The organism is Kitasatospora cheerisanensis KCTC 2395, assembly GCF_000696185.1.
Taxonomy (GTDB): Bacteria; Actinomycetota; Actinomycetes; order Streptomycetales; family Streptomycetaceae; genus Kitasatospora; species Kitasatospora cheerisanensis.
In genome coordinates this window covers 2,109,774-2,135,197 of the sequence record NZ_KK853997.1, presented here as the reverse complement: position 1 = coordinate 2,135,197, position 25,424 = coordinate 2,109,774, and the positions used below count along the sequence as shown (strand labels likewise).

The window sequence follows — 25,424 nt, the reverse complement described above, 5'->3', positions numbered from 1 at the left end:
GTCCATCGTGTTCGTCAACTACCGTACGGGAGACGGCGATGCGGTCGCCGCGCTGCTGGAGCACGAGCTGTCCGGCAGGTTCGGCACCGATCAGGTGTTCCGCGCGAGCAAGTCGATCGCGCCCGGCAGCCGCTTCCCCCAGCAGCTGATCACTGCAGTGCGTCGCTGCCACGTGCTGCTCGCGGTGATCGGCCGCCACTGGTTCGAACCGCGAAAGCCGGGAGAGCAGCCCGCAATCGAGGACCCGGCCGACTGGACGCGCCGGGAGATCATTGAGGCGTTCGAGAGCGGTGCCGTGGTGATTCCGATCCTGGCCGACTCGCCGCGCTTCGACGCGAGCCAGCTGCCGACCGAGCTCGCCGAGCTCGCTGACTGCCACTACCGCCGACTGGACATGCGGAACTCGTATGCGGACCTCGCTCGGATCGGTGACGATCTGGCGGAGTTGGTGCCCGCGCTGGCCAAGCTCGACTCCCGGCGCAAGGAGCCCGAGGGGCGCCCGGCCAAGGACGGGCGGGAGCGCGTCGGCCGACTGCGGATGCGGGACGGAGTCGGCGCCGTCGGCGGAGACCTGTCCGGCACGGTGATCAACTCGCCGCGCGGGCCGATCCACACCGGCAGCGGCAATCTGAACAGCGGGCCGCAGTTCAGTGGTGACGGCATGGGAGTCCAGTACCTCGACGGCGGTGATGTCAGGGATTCCCGGCAGCAGTTCGGTGGAGTGTCCGGGCGTGAGGGCGGCCGGGACAGGTGAGTACGCCGGACAGTATCCGGATCATTGATGCCCAGGGGCCGATCAACAACGGTCCCGGCGATCAGAACGTTCATTTCCATGCAGGGGAGTTCCTGCGTTCAAGGGCCGAGCGGCTGCGGATCGCAGCGGACGACCGGCGCTGGCTCAGCCAGCGGTTCGTGCGGCCGCGCAACCTCGGTCAGGCATCCGATCGCCTGGCCAAACCGGGAGTCACCGTTCTGCTGACCGGTGAGGCGGGGGTCGGCCGGCGCGCCGCCGCGACTGTGCTCCTGCACGAACTGGACGGCGACGAGGGAAACTTCGAGGAGCTCTCACTCGAACGCGGGGACGACGACCGACTGGACGTCGGGCCCGACGATCGGTTGCTTCTCGACCTGTCGGCGCTGGCGATGGAGGATGTCCGGGGCGCGTGGGAACGGCTCGGTGTCTACCGTTCCGCGACGGAGCGCACCGGCGCCAGGCTGGTGGTGATCCTCTCCCCGATGCTCGAACGCAGGCTCGCCCCGGAGCTCCAGCCCTACCTGGTCAGGATCGAACGGCCCCGAGGGAGCGCCGTGTTGGCGCGGCACCTGCGTTCGGACGGGCTTCCGTTCGGATCGGAGGACCTGGAACGTCCGGAGCTCAAGGACCTGCTGGCGAGCGCGCCCATGCGGGACATTGCACGGCTGGCCCGAACCATCGGCGAAGCCAGGGCGAGCCGTCGGCACGGAACCGCCTTCGCGGACTGGTGCACGGCGGCGGTGCCGGCGGTCACCAACTGGGCGGACGAGGTCGCACAGCAGGTCGACGGTCTGACCGAGGGCCGGGACCGTGCCCTGCTGTTGGCGGGGGCGATGCTCGACGGTGCCCCGATGGACGCGGTCGTTGCGGCAGCCGAAGGACTGATCCGACAGGCTCGCCACCCGGTCGAGAGTCAGTCGGCCCTGGTCGGCCCGGATCTGCTCATGCGGCTCCGCGCCCTGCAGATGACGCGAAGCCAGGGCGGGCGGCTCGACTTCGACCGGCTGGCCTACAGCGGTGCCGTGCGAACGCACTTCTGGACCTACTTTCCAGGCCTGCGTGACCACTTGGTGGAGTGGATGGCCGATGCGGTCCACCTGCCGGGTCTCGGGCTGGCGGAGCGCCGGGAGTTGGTGACGCGCTTCGCCGAGCAGGTGTTGGCGGTCGGGCGCCCCGACGACCTCTGGGAGCTCGCCGAGCGATGGACCTCCGGCGCCGACGGAGCGCTGTCGGCCGAGGCCGCGCTGTTGATCGCGCAAGGGCTGGAGCACGAGAAGTACGGTGCCACGACCCGGAAGCAGATCTACCAGCGCGCCGCCCTAGGTCAGTTGACGCCACGACTGGCCGAGACGCTGACCGATGTCTGCCGCCATGTGCTGGCTGCGACCCATCCCGATCTGGCGCTGACCCGCCTGTACCACCTGTCCAGCCGGCACCACGTCGGGGCCGCGACCTATGCGGTGCTCGAACTGGCCCGGAGCGACCGGCGCCTGTTCCGGCATCTGTTCGAGAGGATCTTCTCCGGCGGCCGGTCGGAGCCGAAGTTCGGGTATCGGCTCCTGATCGCCCTGCTCGACCCCTCACACCTGCGGATCGAGCCGACCGCCCCCGAGTTGGTACCGGTCTGGCGCAGCGTTCTGGCCGGTCTCGACCGGGCCGGTTGGGAGCCGGTGGTGTGTAGCTGGCTGGCGGCCGCTGCGGTGGACCCCGCTTGGGAGCGTGCTCCGGGCGTGATGACGCAGGCGGCCGGTCGCCGGACCGGGCTTCTCAATCAGTTGTACCTGACGGCCCTGGCGTGGCAGCGGACCGGACTGGGCGGCCCGCCGTTGTCCGACGCTTCCCGGCTGGCCGTCGCCGCGCGCTTCTGGCGCTCGATCGACCGTGCCCAGGGCATGGACGAGAACCTCTGCAACGACAACCAACCCACGTATTCCTGGGAGGCCTCGTGAGGCACCGCAACATGGTTCAAGCGTTCCTCGCCGTGGCCGTCGGAGGCCTGCTGCCGGTCGTGGTCGGATGGAGTCTGCACTGGCCGATCTGGCTCTGGGCCCTGGTGAGCATCACAGCGATGGCCTTGGCGGGCCTGTTCCTGGTAGTCAGGACGCCGCAGGAACCGCCGGCCGCACAACCGCCGATTGAGCACATCCGGCCGCAGCCCGAACCACCGGCCGAACCGCCGTTCCACGAAACCAGGTTGGAGAACCTGCTCCTGCCGAGTTGTGTACCGGACTACGAGTTCCGCTTCTCGGCCACCGTTCGGTGGCGGCCGTCCCGGTCGTTCCACACGTCGGCGCACGCCGCCATGGCGGCCGTGGCCGTCGATACGGTCGTGAGTCGCGCCCGGCAGATCGCTGTGGGCGAGCATCCGGCCCAGGCCGACCTGGCGGCCTACCGGCTCAACGGGGCCCTGGGTGCCCAGGTGCACGACAGTTCGGGCATGGTGGCCGTGATGGCCGTGGCCGTGACGGTCAGCGTTTCGGAGGAGGATCGGGCCAGGCTGGAGAAGCTGGCCATGCTGCGGAAGGCCGAGGAGGCGTGGGAGCATCAGCGGCAGTACGAACGCAGTCGGTGCGCCTACGTCGGTGGCGAGGTCCTGAAGTCGACCGGTTCGGCGGTGGTGTGGTGGCTGTCCCGCCACGAGGAGGACATCGAGGGGGCAGTCAGTCTGATCGGTCCGCTGGCCGAACTGGCTGCGGCTGCCAATGACACCGAGGTGCCGGAGGTCTTCCGCCGTTACGTCGACCACCGGCCCGGTGAGGACGGGGACCCGCTGGCGGACCCGGAGTTGGACGAGGAGGTCGCCGAGCAGCTGAGGCAGGAGCCGCAGTTCGACGCCGGGCCCGACGGGGAGGACCAGCTCCCGGACCAGGAGGAGGAGCTCCTCGACCTTCTGGGGCACGTGCCGCCGCCCGCTGCGGAGCCCGACGGCAAGGGATCGGCCGCGCGGCAGATGGCGGACCTGATGAGCAACCTGGGTGTCAGGCCCGACAGCGACGAGGGGAGGGTGTGGCTCCACCGAGTCGAGCGTGCCACCGAGCAAGCGGTGCGGGCAGAGTCCGAGGACTCTCCCGCCGACGCTGCCGGGCCGGTCTACACCGCCAGGCCCGTGTACGTTGCCGGACCCGAATACGTTGCCGGGCCGGCCGACGACGCCGAGCCCGACTGGTTCGGTCCGGCGACGGACCGCAGCGGGACCTCCCCGCTGTTCGCCTCGATGCCGCCCGCCGGGAATCCGCCCCAGCAGGGGTCAGCGGGAGAGTGAGGCCGTCGGCCCCGAGCGTGTCCTGCTCGGGGCCTTTGGCAGGCCGTCAGGTGCCCGTGGCGAACGGGAGGTCGGCGTCGGGGCGGCCCCAGTCGGACCAGGAGCCGTCGTAGACGGTGGGGGTGGGGTGGGTGGTGAGGTGGGCGGCGAAGGCGAGGATGCAGGCGGTGACGCCGGAGCCGCAGGTGGTGACGAGGCGGGGGCGGGAGGCGGTGGCGGCGGCGAGGCGGGCGTGGAGGTCGGGGAGGGGAGGTAGCGGCCGTCGGGGGTGAGGAGCTCGGTGAAGGGGAGGCTGGTGGAGCCGGGAGGTGGCCGCGGCGCAGGTGGGGGCGGGGTTCGGGGGCGGCGCCGGTGAAGCGCTCGTGGGAGCGGGCGTCCAGGACGGCAGTGTCGGGGTCGGCGAGGGCGGCGGCCACGGCGCTCCGGTCGACGAGCAGGCCGGGGCGCGGGCGGGCGGTGAAGTCGCCCGGGGAGCAGGGGAGTTGCTCGGTGGTGACGGGGTGTCCGGCGGCCTGCCAGGCGGGGAGTCCGCCGTCCAGGACGGCGGCGCGGTCGAAGCCCATGGCGCGCAGCATCCACCAGGCGCGGGGGGCCGAGTAGATGCCGGCGCCGTCGTAGACGACCACGGTGGAGCGGTCGTTGACGCCGAGGGCGCGCAGTTCGCGCTGGAAGTCGGCGGCCGAGGGCATGGTGTGCGGCAGGTCGGAGGCCTGGTCGGACAGCGCGCCGTCGAGGTCGAACGGGCGGGCGCCGGGGATGCGGTGGGCGGCGTGGCGGTGCGCGCCGACGCTCGCGTCCAGGACGACCAGGTCGGGGTCGGCGAGGCGCTCGGCCAGCCAGGAGGGGTCGACCAGGGGCGGCGGCAGTGCGGTCATGGCGGCGGCTCCGTCGGTGAGGGGAGCCCCATGATCGCACCGCCGCCGGGCGGCGCCGCGGGCGGCGTCAGGGCTTGCGGGCGACGCCGGACCAGATGGCGACCTCGCCGTCGGTGTCCTGCGGGGCCTGGTCGGGCCGCCACAGCGGGGCGGTGACCAGGCCGGGGTCGAGCAGTTCCAGGCCGTCGAAGAAGCGCAGCACCTGCTCGCGGGTGCGCATGGTGAGCTGCGCGGTCGCGGCGCGGTACACGGCGGGGCCCTTGCCGGCCTCGTTCGGGTCGACGAAGTCGGCGGTGGCGTGCGAGAGCGCCAGGTAGCTGCCGGAGGGCAGCGCGTCGACCAGGGTGCGGACGATCGCGTACGGGTCGTCGGCGTCGTCGATGAAGTGCAGGATCGCGAACAGCAGCAGGGCCACCGGCCGGTCCAGGTCGAGCAGTTCGCGGACGGCGGGGTCGGCGAGGATCGCCTTCGGGTCGCGCAGGTCGGCCTGCAGGACGCTGACGCTGCCCGGGCGGGCGCCGGACAGCAGGGCCCGGCCGTGCACCAGCACGATCGGGTCGTTGTCCAGGTAGGCGACCCGGGACGAGGGCGCCACGGACTGGGCTATCTCGTGGGTGTTGCCCGCCGAGGGGATGCCGGTGCCGATGTCGAGGAACTGCCGGACGCCCTGTTCGGCGAGGGTGCGCACGGCGCGCTGCAGGAAGGCGCGGTTGGCGAGCGCGCTGATCCGCACCAGCGGGCTGAGCGCCAGCACCTGCTCGGCGGCGGCCCGGTCGGCGGGGAAGTTGTCCTTGCCGCCGATGTAGTAGTCGTACATCCGTGCCGGGTGCGGCACTTCCGGGCGCAGCTCGGCGGACGGCGGCGGACTCTGGTCGCCGGACATCCAGTCGAGCGAGATCTCCTGATGATCGGTCATGTCCGGCCCCCCGTCGGTGGAACGCGCTTTCGGGGGCAGCATAGACGGCCGGGAAACCGGTTCGACGACGGATGGCCGAAACCGGTCGCCCGGGAGCGGGGCCAAGGCTATCCCTCGGGTCCGACAGCGGGCTCCGGGCCGTCGTCCGGGTCGCGGGTGAGCAGGTAGCGGGCGCCCGGTCCGGCGGCGGCGGCGCGGTCGTCGGCGTTGTACAGCGCGCAGCGGCTCAGGGACAGGCAGCCGCAGCCGATGCATCCCGTCAACTTGGCTTTCATCTGCTGGAGTTCGGCGATCTGCCGGTCGATGCGGTGCTGCCAGGCGCCGGCCACGGTGTGCCAGTCGCGGGGGGTGGGGGCGCGGTCCTCGGGGAGCCGGGCGAGGGCGGTGCGGACCTCGTCGAGGGAGAGGCCGACCTGCTGGGCGGCCCGGACGAAGGCGATCCGGCGCAGCGTGGACCGGGCGTAGCGGCGCTGGTTTCCGGTGGTGCGCTCGGAGTGGATCAGGCCGAGGCTCTCGTAGTAGCGCAGCGCGGAGGTGGCGAGGCCGCTGCGCTCGGCGAGTTGGCCGATGGTGAGGCGGTCGTGCCGGGAGGGCGTCATGCCCCCGGAGCCTACCGCCGGCCGGTGCTTGACTTGAAGCGGGCTTGAAGTTGGATGCTCGTGGCCATGACGAGCGACGCAACGAGCACCCTCGGCAGCGCCCCCGCCCCGGGCCGGGACGACCTGCCGCACCTGATCTCGCTGATGACCGGCGACGAGAAGCACACCCCGGCCGCCACCTCCACCCTGGACGCCCTGTGGGTGCTGTACGACCGGGTGCTGAACGTCGGCCCGGACACGGTGGACGCGCAGGACCGGGACCGCTTCCTGCTGTCCAAGGGCCACGGCCCGATGGCGTACTACGCGGTGCTGGCCGCGAAGGGCTTCTTCCCGGTGGAGCTGCTGTCGAGCTTCGGCGCGTACGACTCGCCGCTCGGCCACCACCCGGACCGGCTGCTGGTGCCCGGCGCGGAGATCGGCTCCGGGTCGCTCGGCCACGGGCTGCCGCTGGCGGTCGGCACGGCGCTGGGGCTGCGGGCGCAGGGCCTGGACTCCTCGGCGGTGTGGGTGCTGATCGGCGACGCCGAGTTCGACGAGGGCAGCAACCACGAGGCGGTGGCCTTCGCCGGCGCGTACGGGCTGGAGCGGCTGCACGCCGTGGTGATCGACAACTCCTCGGCCACGCACGGCTGGAACGGCGGCATCGCGGCCCGGTTCGCCGGCGAGGGCTGGTCGACGGCGACCGTGGACGGCCGCGACCACGAGGAGCTGTACCGGGCGTTCACCGCCCCGCACCCGGGCCGCCCGCACGTGGTGGTGGCCCGCGTCGAACCCAAGAACTGAGCCCGAGAGCTGAGCCCCGGGAGCTGAGCCCCGGGAACCGGGCCGCGATACCCGAGCACCGACCCCCGACGTACCGACCCCGACGTGCCGAGGCCGAGCGAACGGCCGAGAGCGGAGACAACGCGCCATGACCACCGAAGAGTTGACGATGCGCGACCAGTTCGCGCTGACCACCGCCGAACTGCTCGACCAGGACCCGCGCACCGCCGTGGTGCTCGCCGACATCGGCGCCGCGCAGTTCGCCGAGGCGGCCCGCGCCCACCCGGACCGGGTGGTGAACGTCGGTATCCGCGAGCAGTTGCTGATCGGCGCGGCCGGCGGCCTGGCGCTGACCGGGATGCGGCCGATCGCGCACACCTTCGCCAGCTTCCTGATCGAGCGGCCCTTCGAGCAGGTGAAGCTGGACCTGGTCCACCAGGGCGTCGGCGCGGTGCTGGTGAGCGCGGCCGGCTCCTACGACTGGCCGGCCGGCGGCCGCACCCACATGGCGCCCGGCGACGTCGCGCTGCTGGACACCCTCCCCGGCTGGCACGTGCACGTCCCCGGCCACCCCGCCGAGGCCGACCTGCTGCTGCGGCACGCCGTCGCGGCCGGCGACAGCCTGCAGTACGTGCGGCTGTCCGTGCAGCAGAACCGGGAGGCCCGGCCGGTCGTCCCCGGCCGGTTCCTGACGGTCCGTGAGGGCGGCCGCGGCGTGGTGCTGGCGGTCGGCCCGATGCTGGACGCGGTGCTGGAGGCCACCGAGACGCTCGACGTGACGGTGCTGTACGCGGCCACGGTGCGGCCGTTCGACGCGGCGGGCCTGCGGGCGGCGGTCGGCGAGCGGGGCGACGTGGTGCTGGTCGAGCCGTACCTGGCCGGTACCTCGGAGCGCGAGGCGCACCGGGCGCTGGAGCAACTGCCGCACCGCGTCCTCGGGTTGGGTGTGCCGGTGGCCGAGCACCGGCACTACGGGTCGCTGCCGGAGCACCTGGCGGCGTACGGCTTGGACGCGGCCCACCTGCACGGCCGGATCGCCTCGTTCCTGTGGTGACTCAGGCGGTCCGCAGCACCGCCACCGAGTCCGGCCCGAGCAGCACCGCACCGTTCGGGCCGGCCTGCACGTCGCCGAACGCGGCTTCCAGGGCGGCGAGTTCGCCCTCCAGCGGGACGGCGGCCCGCCGTTCGCCGCCGAGCCGGACGAGCACCCGGTAGCGGCCCCGGTGCACGGCCAGCCAGCCCGCCGCCGCGTCGTGGCGCACCCGCACCGCCGCCAGGTCGCCGTCCGCCAGCTCCGGCGCGGCGCGCCGCAGCCGGATCAACGAGCGGTACCAGGCGAGGAGTTCGGCGTGCGGGGCGCGGCCGGGCTCGGACCAGTCCAGGGTGGAGGCCCGCACCGTGGCCGGGTCCTGCGGGTCGGGGACGTCCTCGGCGCGCCAGCCGTGCTCGGCGAACTCCCGGCGGCGGCCCTGCCGGACGGCCTCGGCGAGCTGCGGATCGGTGTGGTCGGTGAAGTACTGCCACGGGGTGGCCGCGCCCCACTCCTCGCCCATGAACAGCATCGGCGTGAACGGCGAGGTGAGGACCAGCGCGGCGGCGGCGGCGAGCCGGCCGGGCGGCAGCGCGGCGGAGAGCCGGTCGCCGGTGGCCCGGTTGCCGATCTGGTCGTGGGTCTGCGCGTAGCCCAGCAGCCGGTGCCCGTACGCGGTGGGGAACGGGCGGCCGTGCGAGCGGCCCCGGAACGAGGACCAGCTGCCGTCGTGGAAGAAGCCGCGGGTCAGGGTCTTGGCGAGCGCCGCCCACGGGTCGGCGGCGAAGTCCGCGTAGTAGCCCTGCCGTTCGCCGGTCAGCAGGGTGTGCAGGGCGTGGTGGAAGTCGTCGCTCCACTGCGCGGCCAGGCCCAGGCCGCCGGCCGGGCGGGGCGTGGTGGTGCGCGGGTCGTTCAGGTCGGACTCGGCGACCAGGAACAGCGGCCGGCCGGTCGCCTCGGCCAAGGTGTCGACCTCGGCGGCGAGTTCCTCCAGGAACGGCAGCGCCCGGTCGTCCGCCAGGGCGTGCACCGCGTCCAGGCGCAGCCCGTCGATCCGGTAGTCGCGCAGCCAGGCCAGCGCGCTGCCGATCAGGTACGCCCGCACCTCGTCCGAGCCCGGCGCGTCCAGGTTGACGGCGGCGCCCCACGGCGTGTGGTGCCGGTCGGTGAAGTACGGGCCGAAGGCGGGCAGGTAGTTGCCGGACGGGCCGAGGTGGTTGTGCACCACGTCGAGGATCACGCCGAGGCCGCGCAGGTGCGCCGCGTCGACGAAGCGCTTCAGCCCGTCGGGGCCGCCGTAGGGCTCGTGCACCGCCCACGGCGCGACCCCGTCGTAGCCCCAGCCGTGCCGGCCGGGGAACGGGCAGACCGGCATCAACTCGACGAAGTCGACGCCGAGTTCGGCCAGGTGGTCGAGCCGCTCGGCGGCCGCGTCGAAGGTGCCGCCGGCGGTGAAGGTGCCCACGTGCAGCTCGTACACCACCGCGCCCGGCAGCGGGCGGCCCCGCCAGGCGGTCTCCGACCAGCGGAACGCGGCGTGGTCGACGGGGCGGCTCGGCCCGTCCGGGCCGGACGGCTGCCGGGGGGAGCGCGGATCGGGCAGCGCCGGGCGGCCGTCGATGCGGAAGCCGTAGTCGCCGTCCGGTCCGTCGCCGTGCCACCAGCCCGGGCGGGCCGGGTCGCGCTCCAGCAGGTACGGGATCGCCCCGACCTCCACCTCGACCACCCGGGCCTCCGGCGCCCACACCCGGTACCGCATCATTCCCCCTCCACCAGCAGCGCCACCGGCAACTGCTGGAACAGATACGAGAGTTCGACCGGCCCGCCGAGGAAGTGCCGGCCCGCCAGCCGGTCCGTCCAGCGGCCCGGCGGCAGCTCCAGCACGGTGTCCCGCCAGCCGCCCGCCCGGTGCAGCCCGTACGGCAGGCGGGTCGCCGCGACGAGCACCCGCTCGCCGCGGGCGAAGGCCACCAGGTGCTCGGCGGCCGGGCCGGACCCGGACAGCGGCCGGTGGGCGCCGAGCGCGCCGGAGCGGCGCAGGTGCAGGGCGGTGGTGGTCAGGTGCAGCTTCTCCCGGGCCAGGTCGCCGGGGCGCGGCGCGGCGGCGTCGGTCAGCCGCACCGCCAGCGCGTCCAGGTCCACCGGCGCCCGGTTGTCCGGGTCGACCAGCGTGTACAGCGGCTCCTCGCCGCCCTGGAAGACGTCCGGCACGCCCGGCACCAGCAGGTGCAGCAGCGCCGCCGACAGCGAGTTGACCCGGGCGAACGGCGCCAGCAGGCCGACGAAGCCCTCGATCCGCGGGCACAGGCCGGGGTTGGCCAGCGCGCCCCGCACGTACTGGGCGAGCCGCTGCTCGAACGGCTCGTCCTGCTCCGTCCACGAGGTGCGGCGCTTCGCCTCCCGGACCGACTTCAGCACCACGCCGAGCAGCCGCTCCTCGGACAGCGGCCACGCCGCCAGCAGGGTCTGCCACAGCAGCCAGGCGGACGGCCGGTCCGGGCACGGGCCGGCCGCCACCGTCCACGCCGCGCACTCCGCGGCCCACGCCTCCGGCAGCTCGGCCAGCACGGCGAGCCGGGCCCGGGCGTCCGCGCTGCGCTTGGTGTCGTGCGTGGACAGCGCCGTCAGGGCGTGCGGCCAGTCCCGCTCCTGCTGCTCGCACCAGCGGTGGAAGTCCGCCACCGGCACGCCGGGGCGCTCCGGCAGGCCGCCGACCTCGTTCAGCGACAGCAGGGCGTTGAACCGGTAGAACGCGGTGTCCTCCACGCCCTTCGCGGCCACCGCCGAGGCGGTCTGGGCGAAGCGGTGGCAGAACTCGTCCTTCGCGGGCGAGCGGCCCAGCGCGCCGAGCGCCAGGCCGCGCACCAGCCGCTCGGTGTCCGAGGCGCCCTCCGGCGGGGCGAGCGCCTCGACGGCGGCCGGCGGTGCGGGCTCGCCGGGCACCACGTACGGCCGGTACACCGGATACTCCGTCAGCAGGCCCTCCAGGGCCCGGCGCACCGCCAGCGGCGAGTGGTCGGCCAGCTCGGGGCCGTCCGCGCAGATCCGCTCGACCAGCCGCACCAGCCGGTCGGTCTCGGCGGCCAGCTCGCCGTCGGGGGCGACCATCTCGGCGCGGCCGATCAGTGCGGAGGCCGCGGCGTCCGCCGGGTCGGCGACGTCGCGGCGGTAGGCGGCGGCCAGCTGCTCGGCGCCCCGATGGTCCGTCAGCACCCCGTCGATGCGGCGCAGCGCGTCGTAGCCGGTGGTGCCCGCACAGGGCCAGTCGGCGGGGAGCCGCTCGTCGCCGGTGAGGATCTTCTCCACCACGGTGTACGCGCCGCCGGTGGCCTCGGCGAGGCGCCGCAGGTAGCCGCGCGGGTCGACGAGGCCGTCCGGGTGGTCGATCCGGAAGCCGTCCAGGACGCCCTCGCGGTGCAGCCGCAGCAGCACCGCGTGCGTCGCCTCGAACACCTCGGGGACTTCCATCCGGACCGCGATCAGCTCGTTGACGGTGAAGAACCGCCGGTAGTTGATCTGCTCGTCGGCGAGCTTCCACCAGGCCAGCCGGTACCACTGGCGGTCCAGCAGCTCCGGGAGCGGCAGGTGCGCGGTGCCGGGGCGCAGCGGGAAGGCGTGCTCGTGGTAGCGCAGCACCTCGCCGTCGACGGTCAGCCGGCCGAGTTCGGCGCCGAGCCGGTCGCCGAGCAGCGGCAGCAGCAGCCGGCCGCGGTCCGGGGCGTCGACCGGGCCGGGCTGGGCCGTCCAGTCGATGTCGAACCAGGCCGCGAACGGGTCGTCGGGGCCGTTCGCCAGCACCTGCCACAGCGGCCGGTTCAGCTGCTCGGGGACGGGCAGCGCCATGTGGTTGGGCACCACGTCGGCGATCAGGCCGAGGCCGTGCCGCCGCGCCTCGGCGGCGAGTTCGCGCAGCGCGCCCTCTCCGCCGAGCTGTTCGGCGACCCGGCCGTGGTCGACCGTGTCGTAGCCGTGCGTGGAGCCGGGCACGGCCGCCAGCAGCGGCGACAGGTGCAGGTGGGAGACGCCGAGCGCCGCCAGGTACGGCACCGCCCGGCGGGCGTCGTGCAGGGTGAACTCCGGCTGGAGCTGGAGCCGGTAGGTGGCGGTCGGGTAGCGGGCCGTCGAGGGGCGTGCGGCGGCTGACGTCATACCCGATCCCTACCCGGGCCGCCGGAGCACTACCGCCCATTGCCCCGAACGGGCGTCTCTACGCCGGTCGCTGAAGGACCATCAGGGACCGGTCCAGCAGCCGCAGGGTGTCGCCGGCCTTGGCGCGGGGCCCGGTGCCGGGGGCGGGCAGGGTGGGCAGCGAGGTGTCGACGACGACCTGCCAGGCCTCGCCGTGCCCGGCCGGGACGGTGAAGGTGATCGGCTCCGAGTGGGCGTTGAACATCAGCAGGAAGGAGTCGTCGACGATCTTGCCGCCGCGCCGGTCCGGCTCGGAGATGGCGTTGCCGTTCAGGAACACCGTCAGCGACTTCGCGTACGAGGTCGACCAGTCCTTCTTGGTCATCTCCTCGCCGCCGGGGGTGAACCAGGCGATGTCGGTCAGCGCGTCGTGGGTGCCGGAGACCGGGCGGCCGTGGAAGAAGCGGCGGCGGCGGAACACCGGGTGGTCGCGGCGCAGCCAGATCATGCCCTGGGTGAACTCCAGCAGCCGGCTGTCCGCCTGCTCGCCGCCGGGGCTCGGCCAGGCCAGCCAGGTCAGGTCGGAGTCCTGGCAGTAGGCGTTGTTGTTGCCGCGCTGGGTGCGGCCCAGTTCGTCGCCGTGGGAGAGCATCGGCACGCCCTGGGAGAGCATCAGGGTGGCGATGAAGTTGCGCTGCTGACGGGCCCTCAGGTCGAGCACCGCCGGGTCGGTGGTGTCGCCCTCCGCGCCGCAGTTCCAGGAGCGGTTGAAGGACTCGCCGTCGCGGTTGTCCTCCCGGTTGGCCTCGTTGTGCTTGTCGTTGTACGAGACCAGGTCGCGCAGCGTGAAGCCGTCGTGGCAGGTGACGAAGTTGATGGAGGCGATCGGGCGGCGGCCGTCGTCCTGGTACAGGTCGGAGGAGCCGGTCAGCCGGGAGCCGAACTCGGCCAGGGTGGCGGGCTCGCCGCGCCAGAAGTCGCGGACGGTGTCCCGGTACTTGCCGTTCCACTCCGTCCACAGCGGCGGGAAGTTGCCGACCTGGTAGCCGCCCTCGCCGAGGTCCCACGGCTCGGCGATCAGCTTGGCCTGCGAGACCACCGGGTCCTGCTGCACCAGGTCGAAGAACGAGGACAGCCGCTCCACCTCGTGGAACTGCCGGGCCAGCGTCGCCGCCAGGTCGAAGCGGAAGCCGTCCACGTGCATCTCGGTGACCCAGTACCGCAGCGAATCCATGATCATCTGGAGCACGTGCGGGGAGCGCATCAGCAGCGAGTTGCCGGTGCCGGTGGTGTCCTCGTAGAACCGCCGGTCCTTCGCCAGCCGGTAGTACGAGGCGTTGTCCAGGCCGCGGAAGGACAGCGTCGGCCCGAGGTGGTTGCCCTCCGCGGTGTGGTTGTAGACCACGTCGAGGATCACCTCGATGCCGGCCGCGTGCAGCGCCTTCACCATCGACTTGAACTCCTGCACCTGCTGCCCGCCGTCCCCCGTCGAGGAGTACGAGGAGTGCGGCGCGAAGAAGCCGATGGTGTTGTAGCCCCAGTAGTTGGACAGGCCCAGGTCCCGCAGCCGGTGGTCGCGGACGAACTGGTGCACCGGCATCAGCTCGATCGCGGTCACGCCCAGCTTCGCCAGGTGCTCGATCACCGCCGGGTGCGCCAGGCCCGCGTAGGTGCCGCGGATCTCCTCCGGGATGCCCGGGTGCAGCCTGGTCAGGCCCTTCACGTGCGCCTCGTACACCACCGTGCGGTGGTAGTCGGTGCGCGGCGGCCGGTCGGTGCCCCAGTCGAAGTACGGGTTGATCACCACCGAGTGCATGGTGTGCGGCGCCGAGTCCAGGTCGTTGCGGCGCTCCGGCGCGCCGAAGTGGTAGCCGTACACCGACTCGTCCCAGTCGATGTGCCCGCCCATCGCCTTCGCGTACGGGTCCAGCAGCAGCTTCGACGCGTTGTGCCGCAGCCCCAGCCCCGGCTGGTACGGGCCGTGCACCCGGAAGCCGTACCGCTGGCCCGGCTGGACGCCCGGCAGGTACGCGTGCCGCACGAACGCGTCCGTCTCGCGCAGCTCCACCGCCGTCTCCGAGCCGTCCTCGGCGATCAGGCAGAGCTCGATCCGGTCCGCGCTCTCCGAGAACACCGCGAAGTTCGTGCCCGCGCCGTCATAGGTGGCGCCGAGCGGGTAGGGCTGCCCCGGCCAGACCTGCATGTGTCCTCAACTTCCCACTGCCAGACGCGAAACGGCGCTCCCACGGGTTGCCACCCGGTGGAGCGCCCGAGCACGTGCGGGCGTCGGTGGCGCGACGGGCACGACGCACGGCACACTCGCATCCTCCCCGCAGGTCGGCCGAACTCCGCGTCCATTCGTCCGTTGTTCGCCCGGACGGGTGCCCCCGGTGTCGGGCCGGACAGCCGGCCGCGACCGGGTGGTGACGGTCCGTCGGACGCCGCCCCGCATGCTGTCAAGAGGGCTGTGTGACGGCCGCGGGGGGCGATACCCTTGATCGTCCGGACCTCGAGAACCCCGGGCCCGTGCGGCGAGGGACCAGGGCCGTCATGGAGGACCGAGTCAGCGGACGGCCCGTCAGCCGGTGGGCGGCGGGCGAGAGGTGAGGTAGCGGATGGGGTACCCCGCCGGCGGCGACGGACACGACCCGCGGGCCGGCAGCAGCGAGGCCCGACGCTGGTCGTCCGCACCGGAGGCGGACGCGGACCGCTGCCCCCGCAGGGCGGCCCCGCCGAAGGCATGCCGCCCGCCTGGGCCGCCGAGCAGTGGGACGACGCCTACCGCCGGGTCCGGCTGGCCGGCCGCGCCTACGTCTGGCTCAACCTGGTCGAGCAGCGGATGCGGGCCCTCGTCGACGAGGTGCTGCGCCCCGTCTACGCGCCCGCGCACGGCGAGGAGTGGGTCACCGCCGCCGCCGGGCCGGTCGGCGAGGAGTGGGTGCACCGGGCCGCCGCCGTCCGCGAGGTCTCCCGCCGCAAGGGCTACCTGCTCGACCCGGTCGACGACGACCCGCTGGTCTTCCTCACCCTGCCGCAACTGCGGGAACTGATGGTCCAGCACTGGCCGCTGTTCGAACCGCACCTGGTGGACCGCCGGGAGATCGAACTCGCCCTGGACGAACTGGAGGTCGCCCGGCACGTGGTCTCCCGCAACCGGGCCCTGACGCAGACCGTCCTCGACCAGACCGAGCGGGCCGCCGCCCGGCTGCTCGCCCTGCTCGACGGCACCCACGGCGGCGTGCCCGCCGACGTGGTCGAGGCGCTGGTGGCCGGCCGCTTCGCCGACGTGGTCGCCGTCCACCCCGACCGGGTCCGGCTGCAGCGCGACCTGCCCGTCGAGGACCTGCTCGACGGCGCCCGCCGGCTCGACGCGGTCGGCATCGGCCTCGGCATGCTCTGCCAGAACTACACCGGCAAGCGGCTGGTCCGGCTCGCCGCCGACGGCTGCCGGGTCCGGCTGCTGTTCCTCAACCCCGCGAGCAGCGCCGTCCGCCGCCGCGAACGCGAACTCGGCCTCGGGCGCGGCGAGTTGGGCCGCTCGGTGGAGATGAACATCATGCACGTGCGGCGGGTCAGGGCCCGGCTGCGCGACCCCGGCAGCTTCGAGATCCGGGTGTTCGACGAACTGCCCCGGTTCACCGCCTACCTGGTCGAGGGCCAGCGCACCACCGGCGCCGGCGGCCGCCGCCGCTCCAGCGACCTCGGCGTCGTCCAGCCCTACCTGCGCAGGGCCCGCGGCATCGAATCGCCCGCCCTGGTGCTGCGCGGCGGCGCCGGACAGGAGGCCGGCGGCACCGAACCCGGCCTGCTGGAGGTCTACCGGGAGGAGTTCGAGGACCTCTGGGGGGACTCCCGCGCGGTGTCCTGACCTGGGGACTCCCGCCCGGCGGGCGGGACGCGCCGACGGCGCTGTCACAGCGGCAGGCGATGATGGTCCGCGTCTTGGCAGTGCTGACGGAAGGACACACCCCATGACCTGGTGGAAGGGGCAGCTCACCGGTTTCGACCTGGAGACCACCGGCACCGACCCGGAGGAGTCCCGGATCGTCACCGCCGCCGTGGTCGACACCCTCGGCGGCCGCGTCGAAGCCGCCACCAACTGGCTGATCGACCCCGGCGTCCCGATACCCGCCGAGGCCACCGCCATCCACGGCATCACCGACGCCGAGGCCCGGAGCAACGGCCGCCCCGCCGCCGAGGCGATCGAGGAGATCGCCCGCGCCCTGCACCAGCGGCTCGCCGCCGGCCGGCCCGTGGTCGCCTTCAACGCGCCCTACGACCTGTCGCTGCTCGACGCCGAACTCCGCCGCCACGGCCGCCCCACCCTCGCCGACCGCCTCGGCGGCCCGGTCACCCCGGTGGTCGACGCCATGGTCGTCGACCGCGCGCTCGACAAGTACCGCAAGGGCTCCCGCACCCTGCAGCGGGTCTGCGAGGTGTACGGCGTCGAACTCCACGACGCCCACGAGGCCGGCAGCGACGCGCTGGCCGCCGTCCGGGTCGCCGTCGCCCTCGGCCACCGCTACCCCGACCAGGCCGGCGACCTGCCGCTGGACGAACTCCACCGGCGGCAGATCGACTGGTACCGCACCTGGGCCACCGACCTGCAGGCCTGGCTGCGCCGCAAGGACCCGGCCGCCACCGTCGACCCGCGCTGGCCGCTCAAGGCGGCGTCCTGAGCGCCTGCTGACGGCCGGTCAGCGGGCCCCGGCGGCGAGCGCCCGGCGGCGGGACAGCAGGAACCGCTGCCGGGTCAGGTCCACCTCCAGGAGCTGCACGGCCAGCGGATCGCCGACCCGGTGCTCCTCCCCGGCCAACTCGGCGGCCGGCACCAGCCCTTGGAGGCCGCCCGGCCCGTCCTCGATCCGGACGAAGAGGCCGAACGGCAGCACCTTCGTCACCACGCCGGGCACCACCCGGCCGACCCGGCCGGTCAGCTGCTCCAAGGGGTTCTGCTGCAGGGCCCGCAGCGACAGGTACAGCTCCTCGCGGACCAGGTCGACCTGGAGCACCTGGGCGGTGACCTCCCGGCCCACCAGCTCCGCCGGGTCGGGGAACGGCGGCCAGGACAGCTCCGGTTGACGGATCCGCGCGGGGAAGCCGTCGACGTCCACGAAGGCCACGGTGTCGGCGAACCCGGTGACCGTGCCGGAGACGGTCTGCCCGGGCCGCAGCGCGGCCAGGAACGCCCAGGTCTCGTCGCAGGGCGTCCAGGGGGTGCGCCAGCCGGCCCGCAGCACGCCGTCCTCGTCGACCAGCACCCCGCTGAGCAGCGGCCGGTACTCGTCCGTCCCGACCGGCAGGGCGGCGGCCCGCGCGCCCGCGGCGGACCCCGCCGTGCTGTCGCTCGCGTCCTCGTCCCGGTCCGCGGGCAGCGGCGGCCAGAGCGTCAGCAGGGCGCGCGGGGCGAGACCGGCGCGCACCGCGTCGACCGTCTCGGGCGTCAGGCGGTGCCGGCGGGACAGGTTCCGGACGTACTCCTCCTCCAGGAGGCCCGCCCGCCCCGTCGAGACCAGCCACCGCAGCCGCGCCCAGAACTCCTCGTCGGCGGGCCGCTGCGGGCCGCCCGGCTCCCCGGGCTCCGCGGAGTGCGGCGACTCCGGCACCGGCTCCGGGAACAGGCCGAGCTGCCGGGCGAACGCGACGGCGCGCCCGCACGGGCGGTCGGCGCCGATGTACACGTCCCGGTCGGGGCCGATGTGCACGAAGAACGCGTCGCCGGACTCCAGCAGGCACCGGCCCTCGTCGCCGCGGAGCATCATCCGCACCAGCTCCAGCGCCGTCCCCAGCGGGGCCTGCGCGCCGTCGTGGTAGCCGCGCAGGCCCGGGAACAGGGCGTCCAGGCGCATCCCGTCCCGGTCGGGACCGAGCAGGCGCGCCGAGGGGCGACGGATCGTCAGCCGGTCGACGCCGCACTCCTCGGCGAACGCGGCGGCCGCCCGCAGGAAGGCCTCCTCCTCGGGGGCGGCGGGGTCGTACGGGGTGATGCGGTACACGGACGCGGGCACAGGACTCCTGGGGCCGGGGAGAGTCCTGACGATCTGTCAGGACGCCCGGTACGGCGGCCGGTCAGGACTGCGGGAAGTCGAAAGTGTAGCCCTGTGCGACCAGCCACGGCAGCAGCTGCTTGAGCGCCGCCACGGTCTGGCTGCGGTCGCCGCCGCCGTCGTGCATCAGCACCACGCCGCCCGGGCGCAGGTTCTGCTGCACGTTGGAGACGATCGACTGCACGCCGGGGCGGGACCAGTCGCGCGGGTCCACCGTCCAGCCGAGGGACTTCATGCCCAGGTCGGCGCCGATCTTCTCGTTCTCCGCGGTGAAGTCGCCGCCCGGGGCGCGCCACCAGCTCATCCGGGCGTCGCCGCCGGCGGCCTTGTCGATCATCGCCTTGGCGTCGCCGATCTCCGCGACCTGCTGCTGGTGCGACTGGGTGTGCATCGGCTGCGGGTGGTCCACGGTGTGGTCGCACAGGCGGTGGCCCTCGGCGAGGATCCGCTGCACGGCCGCCGGGTGGGCCTTCGCGTTGTCGCCGATCTCGCAGAACGTCGCCTTGGCGTCGTACTTCGCCAGCAGGTCCAGCACCTGGCCGGTGGCCGGGCCCGGGCCGTCGTCGAAGGTCAGCGCCACGGTCTTGCCGCCCGAGGCGGTGTGCCGCAGCACGTTGCCGGCCGGGGCGTGCCCCTGCTGGCCGCCGGACGGCTGCGAGGCGCCCGGCGCGGGGGTGGCCGGGTCGGCCGTGGCGGACGGGGTGGTGCGCGGCGCGGACGGCGAGGGCGTCCGGGTCGGCGTCGTCGGGTCCTGGCTCGGCGTGGTGAACGGCGAGGACTCGGTGGCGCCCTGGCCGGGCGTCGGCCGGGCCGCCACCGAGGAGGTCCCGCTCGCGCTCGGCGTCGTGCTCGCGCTCGGCGAGGCCGAGTGCTGCGCGGCGTCCCCCGCCGCGGTGGGAGTGCCGTGCGCACCGCACGCCACCAGCAGGGCCGGGGCGAGCAGTGCGGAGGCACCGAGAAGAAGAGAACGACGACGGGCGGATATGCGGGACTTCACCATGGAGCGACTCCTGACGTCGTACCGGCCGCCTGAGGACGGGGCGTCTGGTCGGATACGACGCCAGGTACGAACGAGGTGGTTCCGTCCGGGTGTGCGCTGCGCCACAGGGCGGGCACCGAACGGAAGCGGTCAGAACGCGAACCAGCGTACTGCCGCCTCGCCGTCACGCAGCGAGTCGACGCGGCGACGGAACTCGGCCGCGGCGGACGGGTTTCCGGGCGACTGCTGGGCCACCCACGCCGCGCTCGCGGTCTCCCGCGCGCCGCGCAGCACCGCGAAGCCCGGCCACTCGCGGACGTCCCAGCCGTAGGCCGCGTTGAACGCCGCGACCTCCTCCGCCGGTACGCCGTACCGGTCCTGACTGAGCGCCAGCACCACTAGGTCGTGCTCGCGCAGGTCCGAGGCCATGTACTCCAGGTCGAGCAGCACCGGACCGTCCGGACCGATGTGCACGTTGCGGGGCAGCGCGTCGCCGTGGATCGGACCGGAGGGGAGAAAAGGGGTCAATTCGGAAATTGCGGTGACAAAGGTCTCTTTCCGGTCACGGAGGAAGGCGACGTCCGCCGGATCGATGTGACCCTCCGCAGCGGCCAGCCAACTGTCCACCGGGGCCAGCAGGTCGCGGCGGCCGAGCGCCACCGGCGGGGCCGGCTCGGCCGGCAGCGCGTGCAGGACGCGCAGCAGCGGCGCCAGGTCCGCGGGCCGGGCCGGGCGCACGGCGGGCGCCAGCCGGTGCCACAGGGTGACCGGGTGCTGCTGCGCCAGGTGCACCGCGGTGTCGGCGGGGCGGACCACCGGCACGCCCGCCCCGTCCAGCCAGCCGGCCAGCGCGAGTTCGCGGGCGGCGCGGTCGGCCGAGCCGGGCGTGCGGCCGACCTTGGCGACCAGGCCGAGCTCCGGGAGGTCGAAGACGGCGTTCTGGCCGAGCGAAATGAGCGCGGCCCCGGCCGGGTCGAGACCGGCCGGGGCGCACGCCTGCTGGAGGAGGGCACGGGCCCCCGATTCGTCGAAAATCACCTGCTCATTGTCGGCGAACCCGGGCCCGGCCCGGGGGACCGGGTCAGCCCACCAGTTCGTGCTCCCCGCGGCCGCGGTGGGCGCCGGTGCCGGCCGGGGCGGGGACGGGCGCCTCGCCCTCCAGCCGGGGCAGCCAGTGCAGCCAGCGCGGCAGGTACCAGTTCCGGTCGCCGAGCAGGGACATCGCGGCGGGGAGCAGCACGGCCCGGATCACCGTGGCGTCGATCAGGACGGCGACGGCCAGGCCGACGCCCATCTGCTTCATCACCTGCATGGACAGCGTCCCGAAGACCGCGAACACCCCGACCATGATCACGGCGGCGCTGGTGACCACGCCGGCGGTGCTGCGGATGCCGTGGGCGACGGCCGCGCGGGTGGGCAGGCCCCGGTCGTACGCCTCCTTGATCCGGGAGACCACGAACACGTGGTAGTCCATCGACAGGCCGAAGAGGATCACGAACAGGAACAGCGGTATCCAGCTCTCCACCGCCCCGACGCCCGCGGTGCCGATCAGCGAGGCGCCGACGCCGTGCTGGAAGACCAGCGTCAGCACGCCGTAGGCGGCGCCGACGGAGAGCAGGTTGAGCAGCACGGCGGTGACGGCGATCGACACCGAGCGGAACGAGCAGAGCATCAGCAGGAAGGCGAAGACGACGACGAAGCCGAAGACCGGGAGCATCGAGTCCGACATCTGCCGGTTGAAGTCGACCGAGCCGGCGGTGCTGCCGGTGACCGGGGCCTCGGTGCCGGGGACCTTGCCGACCGTGGCGGGCACCACCTGCTCGCGCAGCGCCTTCAGGGCCTCGGCGGAGGCGGTGTCGTTGCCGCTGCCGTAGAGCGGGATGTCGACCGTGGCGACGTTCTGCTCGGCGTGCACCGTCAGCGAGGTGGGGCCGTGCATCCTGCCGGTGGCGAGGGCCCGGGACTGGAGGTCGGCCAGGGCCTGCGTCATCTCGGGGGAGGAGATGTCCCGTGCCTTGACCACGACGGTGGCGGGGGAGGGGCTGCCGGGGAAGGCGTCCTGGATCCGCTGCGAGGTGGCCACCAGGGCGTTGCCCTTGGGCAGTTGCTGCTGGAAGGTCAGGTTGGCGGTGTGCATGGTGAGCGTCGGCGAGGCGATCGCCAGCAGGGCGGCGGTGGCCAGCACGGCGGCGGCCAGCGGGCGGCGCAGCACCGGGGTGAGCACCGCGTTCCAGAACCGGCTGCCCTCGCCGGCGCCGCGGCGCAGGCGGTGCAGGAACGGGACCCTGCCCTTCTCCACCCGGTCTCCGAGCATCGAGAGCAGCGCGGGCAGCACCGTCAGCGAACCCAGTACGGCGGTGATCACGACCAGGATGGTGGCGAAAGACATCGCCTTGAAGGTGGCGATGCCGGTGAGGAACATGCCGGCCATGGCGACCACCACGGTGATGCCGGAGACCAGCACGGCGCGCCCGCTGGTGGCGGCGGCGATCCGCAGCGCGGTCTCGGCGTCGTGCCCGGCGGCGCGCTCCTCGCGCTCGCGGCGCAGGTAGAACAGGCAGTAGTCGACGCCGACCGCGAGGCCGACCAGCAGCATCACCGAGGAGGCGTCGTTGCTGGTGTGCAGCATGCCGGAGGAGAGCGCGACCAGGCCGGAGGCGGCCACGAAGGCGGTGATCGCCAGCACCACCGGCAGCACCGCGGCGACCAGCGCGCCGAACGCGACCAGCAGGATGCCGAGGGCGAGCGGCACGGCCGTCCACTCGGCGCGGGCGAAGTCGTCGGTGAACTGGTCGTTGAACCACTTGCCGGCGCTGGCCTCGCCGAACTCCTCGACCAGCAGCTCGGGGTGCTGCTTCTGCACGGCGGCCACCGCGTCCATCACCGCGGGCACGTTCTCGACGGCCTTCTCGCGGTCCTCTCCGGCGAGCGTGAACTGCAGCAGGGCGGAGTGCCGGTCGGCGGATATCGCCCCGGTGTCGTACGGGCTGTGCAGCTCGCCGACCTTGCCGGTGCCCCGCACCGCCGCGGAGACCTGCTCGACGACGGCCTTGAACGAGGCGTCGTCGGCCGCCAGCGCGCCGCTCTGCACCAGGACGGTCTCGCCGGCCGGGGACTTGATGCCCGCGTCGTCCAGGATCTTGGCGGCCCGGGCGACCTGGCCCGGCATCGACTCGGAGTCGGTGACCTTGGTCGAGCCGTGCACGCCGCCGAGGTAGGCGGCGAGGACGACGAAGAGCAGCCAGCCGAAGACCGCGGTCTTTCTGTGCCGGGCGCTCCAGGCGCCCATGGTGGCGGCGATTCCTTGCTTCACGGTACGTGTCCCCCAGGGGTGTCGGGCGGTGCGGGGCCGCCCCGGTCGGTGGGCCGCGGCGCTGCTTCCGGCGGCAGAACAGACGCTATGAGCTGGGGTTCTGACGAACCATCCGGCTAGTCACCGACTTCTCCCTGGACCTTCCCCCAGGGTGGAGTAGGGGGTTATCCCTACCTGCGGGGTCGGGCCCTCCTCCTTGAGGGCGGCCCGGAATCCACCCTGAGGGGGAGCGGTCTCCACCCCGGGCACGAGGTGGGAAGGGTTGCCGCCGGGCGACGATGTACCGGGGGCAGGCTCCGTGGCCGCCCCTAGGGGGCGCAGACGAAACCCACTTGCCGGTCGGCAAGCAAGGTCCCGTAGGATGCCCGCTAGTCCTTACCTGCCGACCGGCTAGGCCCTGTTGAGGGTTCCGCGCGCCGGTCCAGCCGTTGCCCGGTCCCCGTCCCCCGGCTGCGGTGAACCATGCCCAGGAGGCATTTCGAGCATGTTCCACCGACTTGGACACTTCGTCGTCAAGCGGGCGTGGTGGGTGATCATCGCCTGGGTCATCGGATCCATCGCGCTGGTCGCCGGCGCCCCGAAGCTGAGCGCCTCGACCGACGAGTCAGAGTTCCTGCCGAAGCACTACGAGTCCATCCGGGCCTCGGTGGTCCAGCAGGACAAGTTCCCGGCCGAGTTCACCCCCGGCGCCATCCTGATGTTCGAGCGCACGGACGGCGGCGCGCTGACCGACGCCGACCAGGCCGACATGGCCAGGATCACCAAGGGCCTGACCGACAAGCACATACCCCTGGTCGAGCAGGTGATCCCCCCGATGCCGGGGAAGACCATCTCGCAGGACGGTCACTACGCGATGGGCATGGTCTCCATCGACAAGACCAAGATGCAGACCGACGAGTACCCGAAGGCCGCCAAGGACCTGCGCGACGAGGGCAAAGAGCTCGCCAAGGGCACCGCGCTGAAGTTCCAGGTCGGCGGCCAGGCCGCGATGGCGCAGGACCAGAAGGAGTCCTCCAGCGCCACCGACGCGATCACCATGCTCGCCACCATCGTGCTGATCGTGGTCATCGTCGGCGTGATCTTCCGCGGCATCCTGGTCGGCTGGCTGCCGGTGCTGCTGTCGCTGTTCCCGATGATCGCCGCCAGCGGCCTGATCGCCTTCGTCACCGACATCTTCGACCTGAAGTCCTCGCCGATCGCCTCGGCGATCGACATCGTCGTCATCCTCGGCGTCGGCACCGACTACTTCCTGTTCCTGATGTTCCGCTACCGCGAGCGGCTCCGGGCCGGCGACGACCGCAAGGCCGCCGTCGCCAACGGCGTCGGCCGGGTCGGCGAGGCGATCGCCTCGGCCGCCGGCGCGGTCACCGTCGCCTTCGCGGTGCTGCTGCTCTCCGAGCTCGGCATGTTCACCTCGCTCGGCCCGGCGCTGGCGATCTCCGTCATCGTCACCGCGCTGGCCTCGCTCACCCTGACCCCGGCGCTGCTCTCCGTCATCCCGGCCAAGGCCACCTTCTGGCCCGGCCGCAAGTGGATGCAGGAGCCCGCCGGCGCCCGCTTCCACAAGCTCGGCAACGTCGTCGGCCGCCGCCCCGGCATCATCGCGCTGGTCTCCGGCGGCCTGCTGGTGATCCTCTCGCTGGCCGGCCTCGGCTACACCGGCACCTTCGACATGGCGAAGAGCATGATGCCGAAGGACAAGGAGTCCATGGTCGTCATGGACGCCCTGACCAAGGGCTTCTCGGCCGGCGCCGCCGACCCCACGCACGTCTTCGTCACCAGCAAGGACGGCGCCAAGCTCGACGCCGCCAAGCTCGACGGCTTCGGCACCAGGATCGGCCAGGTGCCCGGCGTCGCCACCGTCCAGGCCGAGCACAAGCTCAGCGAGGACGGCACCACCGCCGACTTCACCGTGACGCTCAAGGACGCCGCGGCCAGCAACGCGGCGATCGACACCGTCACCGAGCTGCGCACGGCCGGCCACGCGGCCGCGCCGGCCGGCACCGAGGTCCTGGTCGGCGGCACCTCGTCGGTGTACAAGGACATCAACCTGGCGATGACCCACGACTACAAGCTGGTCTTCCCGGTGGCAGGCGTGCTGATCCTGCTGATCCTGGGCCTCCAGCTGCGCAGCGTGGTTGCCCCCTGGTACCTGATGGCCTCGGTCGGCCTCGGCTTCGCCGCGACCCTGGGCGCCACCACGGTGGCCTTCCTCAAGATCGGCACCGAGCCCGGTCTGATGTTCATGCTGCCGATCTTCATCTACCTGTTCGTGGTGGCGATCGGCACCGACTACAACATCCTGATCATCGCCCGGCTCCGCGAGGAGGCCCGCGAGGGCCGCAACCCGCGCGAGGCGGCCAGGGAAGCGGTCCGGCACGCCGGTCCGACCGTCGCCGCGGCCGGCTTCATCCTGGCGGCCTCGTTCGCGACCTTCATGCTGGCGGGCAACGTGCTGTTCGCCGAGCTGGGCTTCGCGCTGGCCATCGGCATCGTGCTGGCGGCCTTCGTGATGGCGATGTTCTTCACCCCGGCGATCACCGCGCTGCTCGGCAAGAAGGCCTGGTGGCCCGGTCACGGCGCGATGCCCGACCACGGCCCCGAGGCCCTCGGCGAGCGCGAGCCGCAGCCCGCCGGCCGGGCCTGAACGGCCACGCACGGGTAGTGCCCGAACGCCCTGAGTGAGGGGGCATGCGGTCCAACCGGACCGCATGCCCCCTCGGCGTCGGCCCGAAACGCGGTGTGACCAGCGGAACTTT

General features: G+C 73.2%; 17 protein-coding genes. 7 read left to right on the top strand and 10 right to left on the bottom strand.

Annotation, left to right across the window (positions count from 1 at the left end; translation table 11 throughout):
- Positions 1–7: 7 nt before the first annotated feature.
- On the top strand, positions 8–754 hold the full coding sequence (locus tag KCH_RS09610) for a toll/interleukin-1 receptor domain-containing protein (RefSeq protein WP_244305258.1): 747 nt from the start codon (positions 8–10) through the stop codon (positions 752–754).
- Positions 751–2,703 (top strand): hypothetical protein, encoded by a 1,953-nt coding sequence (locus tag KCH_RS09605; protein WP_051652923.1) that lies wholly within the window; start codon positions 751–753, stop codon positions 2,701–2,703. Before KCH_RS09610 ends, KCH_RS09605 begins: the two co-directional genes overlap by 4 nt.
- Before the next feature lie 1,141 nt (positions 2,704–3,844).
- Here the strand turns inward: KCH_RS09605 and KCH_RS45955 are convergent.
- From KCH_RS45955 to soxR, 3 genes are all read right to left on the bottom strand, one after another.
- Complete coding sequence (locus KCH_RS45955) at positions 3,845–4,891, bottom strand: sulfurtransferase (protein ID WP_341865365.1); 1,047 nt, start codon at positions 4,889–4,891, stop codon at positions 3,845–3,847.
- Between the two features lie 67 nt (positions 4,892–4,958).
- The gene (locus KCH_RS09585; protein WP_035861374.1) at positions 4,959–5,807 is read right to left on the bottom strand and encodes an SAM-dependent methyltransferase; all 849 of its coding nucleotides are present in this window, start codon (positions 5,805–5,807) and stop codon (positions 4,959–4,961) included.
- Between the two features lie 107 nt (positions 5,808–5,914).
- The gene (gene soxR, locus KCH_RS09580; RefSeq protein WP_035861361.1) at positions 5,915–6,406 is read right to left on the bottom strand and encodes a redox-sensitive transcriptional activator SoxR; all 492 of its coding nucleotides are present in this window, start codon (positions 6,404–6,406) and stop codon (positions 5,915–5,917) included.
- A 66-nt stretch (positions 6,407–6,472) separates the two neighbouring features.
- Here soxR and KCH_RS09575 point away from each other — a divergent pair, with 66 nt between their 5' ends.
- Together KCH_RS09575 and KCH_RS09570 are read left to right on the top strand one after the other, a co-directional pair.
- On the top strand, positions 6,473–7,189 hold the full coding sequence (locus tag KCH_RS09575) for a thiamine pyrophosphate-dependent enzyme (RefSeq protein WP_035871357.1): 717 nt from the start codon (positions 6,473–6,475) through the stop codon (positions 7,187–7,189).
- A 127-nt stretch (positions 7,190–7,316) separates the two neighbouring features.
- Complete coding sequence (locus KCH_RS09570) at positions 7,317–8,222, top strand: transketolase family protein (protein WP_035861355.1); 906 nt, start codon at positions 7,317–7,319, stop codon at positions 8,220–8,222.
- A 1-nt stretch (position 8,223) separates the two neighbouring features.
- Here KCH_RS09570 and treZ read toward each other — a convergent pair whose 3' ends face one another.
- The 3 genes from treZ to glgX are packed head-to-tail and all read right to left on the bottom strand — an operon-like array spanning position 8,224 to position 14,529.
- Positions 8,224–9,957 carry a malto-oligosyltrehalose trehalohydrolase gene (gene treZ / locus KCH_RS09565; RefSeq protein WP_035861352.1) on the bottom strand — a complete coding sequence of 578 codons (1,734 nt, stop codon included), beginning with the start codon at positions 9,955–9,957 and terminating at the stop codon, positions 8,224–8,226.
- Positions 9,957–12,347, bottom strand: coding sequence for a malto-oligosyltrehalose synthase (gene treY, locus KCH_RS09560; protein WP_035861349.1), 2,391 nt, complete (start codon positions 12,345–12,347; stop codon positions 9,957–9,959). Before treY ends, treZ begins: the two co-directional genes overlap by 1 nt.
- 58 nt (positions 12,348–12,405) lie before the next feature.
- Positions 12,406–14,529 (bottom strand): glycogen debranching protein GlgX, encoded by a 2,124-nt coding sequence (gene glgX, locus KCH_RS09555; RefSeq protein WP_035861345.1) that lies wholly within the window; start codon positions 14,527–14,529, stop codon positions 12,406–12,408.
- A gap of 537 nt (positions 14,530–15,066) precedes the next feature.
- On the opposite strand from glgX, the gene KCH_RS09550 reads away from it, so the two are divergent.
- Positions 15,067–16,194, top strand: coding sequence for an SAV2148 family HEPN domain-containing protein (locus tag KCH_RS09550; RefSeq protein WP_035861341.1), 1,128 nt, complete (start codon positions 15,067–15,069; stop codon positions 16,192–16,194).
- Positions 16,195–16,297: 103 nt separating this feature from the next.
- Positions 16,298–17,005 (top strand): exonuclease domain-containing protein, encoded by a 708-nt coding sequence (locus tag KCH_RS09545; protein ID WP_035861338.1) that lies wholly within the window; start codon positions 16,298–16,300, stop codon positions 17,003–17,005.
- 18 nt (positions 17,006–17,023) lie between these two features.
- Here KCH_RS09545 and KCH_RS09540 read toward each other — a convergent pair whose 3' ends face one another.
- The 4 genes from KCH_RS09540 to KCH_RS09525 form a co-directional block, all read right to left on the bottom strand.
- Complete coding sequence (locus KCH_RS09540) at positions 17,024–18,334, bottom strand: S1 RNA-binding domain-containing protein (protein WP_051652921.1); 1,311 nt, start codon at positions 18,332–18,334, stop codon at positions 17,024–17,026.
- A 61-nt stretch (positions 18,335–18,395) separates the two neighbouring features.
- On the bottom strand, positions 18,396–19,373 hold the full coding sequence (locus KCH_RS38595) for a polysaccharide deacetylase family protein (RefSeq protein ID WP_035861333.1): 978 nt from the start codon (positions 19,371–19,373) through the stop codon (positions 18,396–18,398).
- 129 nt (positions 19,374–19,502) lie between these two features.
- On the bottom strand, positions 19,503–20,390 hold the full coding sequence (locus KCH_RS09530; RefSeq protein ID WP_035861330.1) for a phosphotransferase enzyme family protein: 888 nt from the start codon (positions 20,388–20,390) through the stop codon (positions 19,503–19,505).
- Between the two features lie 43 nt (positions 20,391–20,433).
- Positions 20,434–22,641 (bottom strand): MMPL family transporter, encoded by a 2,208-nt coding sequence (locus KCH_RS09525; RefSeq protein WP_051652920.1) that lies wholly within the window; start codon positions 22,639–22,641, stop codon positions 20,434–20,436.
- Positions 22,642–23,149: 508 nt separating this feature from the next.
- Between KCH_RS09525 and KCH_RS09520 the strand changes: the two genes are divergently transcribed.
- The gene (locus KCH_RS09520) at positions 23,150–25,312 is read left to right on the top strand and encodes an MMPL family transporter (RefSeq protein WP_035861315.1); all 2,163 of its coding nucleotides are present in this window, start codon (positions 23,150–23,152) and stop codon (positions 25,310–25,312) included.
- The last annotated feature ends 112 nt before the right edge of the window (positions 25,313–25,424 follow it).

Excerpts from the sequence above, each read along its gene's own strand:
- treZ (WP_035861352.1), bottom strand. The coding sequence starts at position 9,957 with ATGCGGTACCGGGTGTGGGCGCCGGAGGCCCGGGTGGTCGAGGTGGAG.
- KCH_RS38595 (WP_035861333.1), bottom strand. The coding sequence starts at position 19,373 with ATGGTGAAGTCCCGCATATCCGCCCGTCGTCGTTCTCTTCTTCTCGGT.
- KCH_RS09585 (WP_035861374.1), bottom strand. The coding sequence starts at position 5,807 with ATGACCGATCATCAGGAGATCTCGCTCGACTGGATGTCCGGCGACCAG.
- KCH_RS09575 (WP_035871357.1), top strand. The coding sequence starts at position 6,473 with ATGACGAGCGACGCAACGAGCACCCTCGGCAGCGCCCCCGCCCCGGGC.
- KCH_RS09545 (WP_035861338.1), top strand. The coding sequence starts at position 16,298 with ATGACCTGGTGGAAGGGGCAGCTCACCGGTTTCGACCTGGAGACCACC.
- KCH_RS09525 (WP_051652920.1), bottom strand. The coding sequence starts at position 22,641 with ATGGGCGCCTGGAGCGCCCGGCACAGAAAGACCGCGGTCTTCGGCTGG.
- soxR (WP_035861361.1), bottom strand. The coding sequence starts at position 6,406 with ATGACGCCCTCCCGGCACGACCGCCTCACCATCGGCCAACTCGCCGAG.
- treY (WP_035861349.1), bottom strand. The coding sequence starts at position 12,347 with ATGACGTCAGCCGCCGCACGCCCCTCGACGGCCCGCTACCCGACCGCC.
- glgX (WP_035861345.1), bottom strand. The coding sequence starts at position 14,529 with ATGCAGGTCTGGCCGGGGCAGCCCTACCCGCTCGGCGCCACCTATGAC.
- KCH_RS09570 (WP_035861355.1), top strand. The coding sequence starts at position 7,317 with ATGACCACCGAAGAGTTGACGATGCGCGACCAGTTCGCGCTGACCACC.
- KCH_RS45955 (WP_341865365.1), bottom strand. The coding sequence starts at position 4,891 with ATGACCGCACTGCCGCCGCCCCTGGTCGACCCCTCCTGGCTGGCCGAG.
- KCH_RS09520 (WP_035861315.1), top strand. The coding sequence starts at position 23,150 with ATGTTCCACCGACTTGGACACTTCGTCGTCAAGCGGGCGTGGTGGGTG.
- KCH_RS09550 (WP_035861341.1), top strand. The coding sequence starts at position 15,067 with ATGCCGCCCGCCTGGGCCGCCGAGCAGTGGGACGACGCCTACCGCCGG.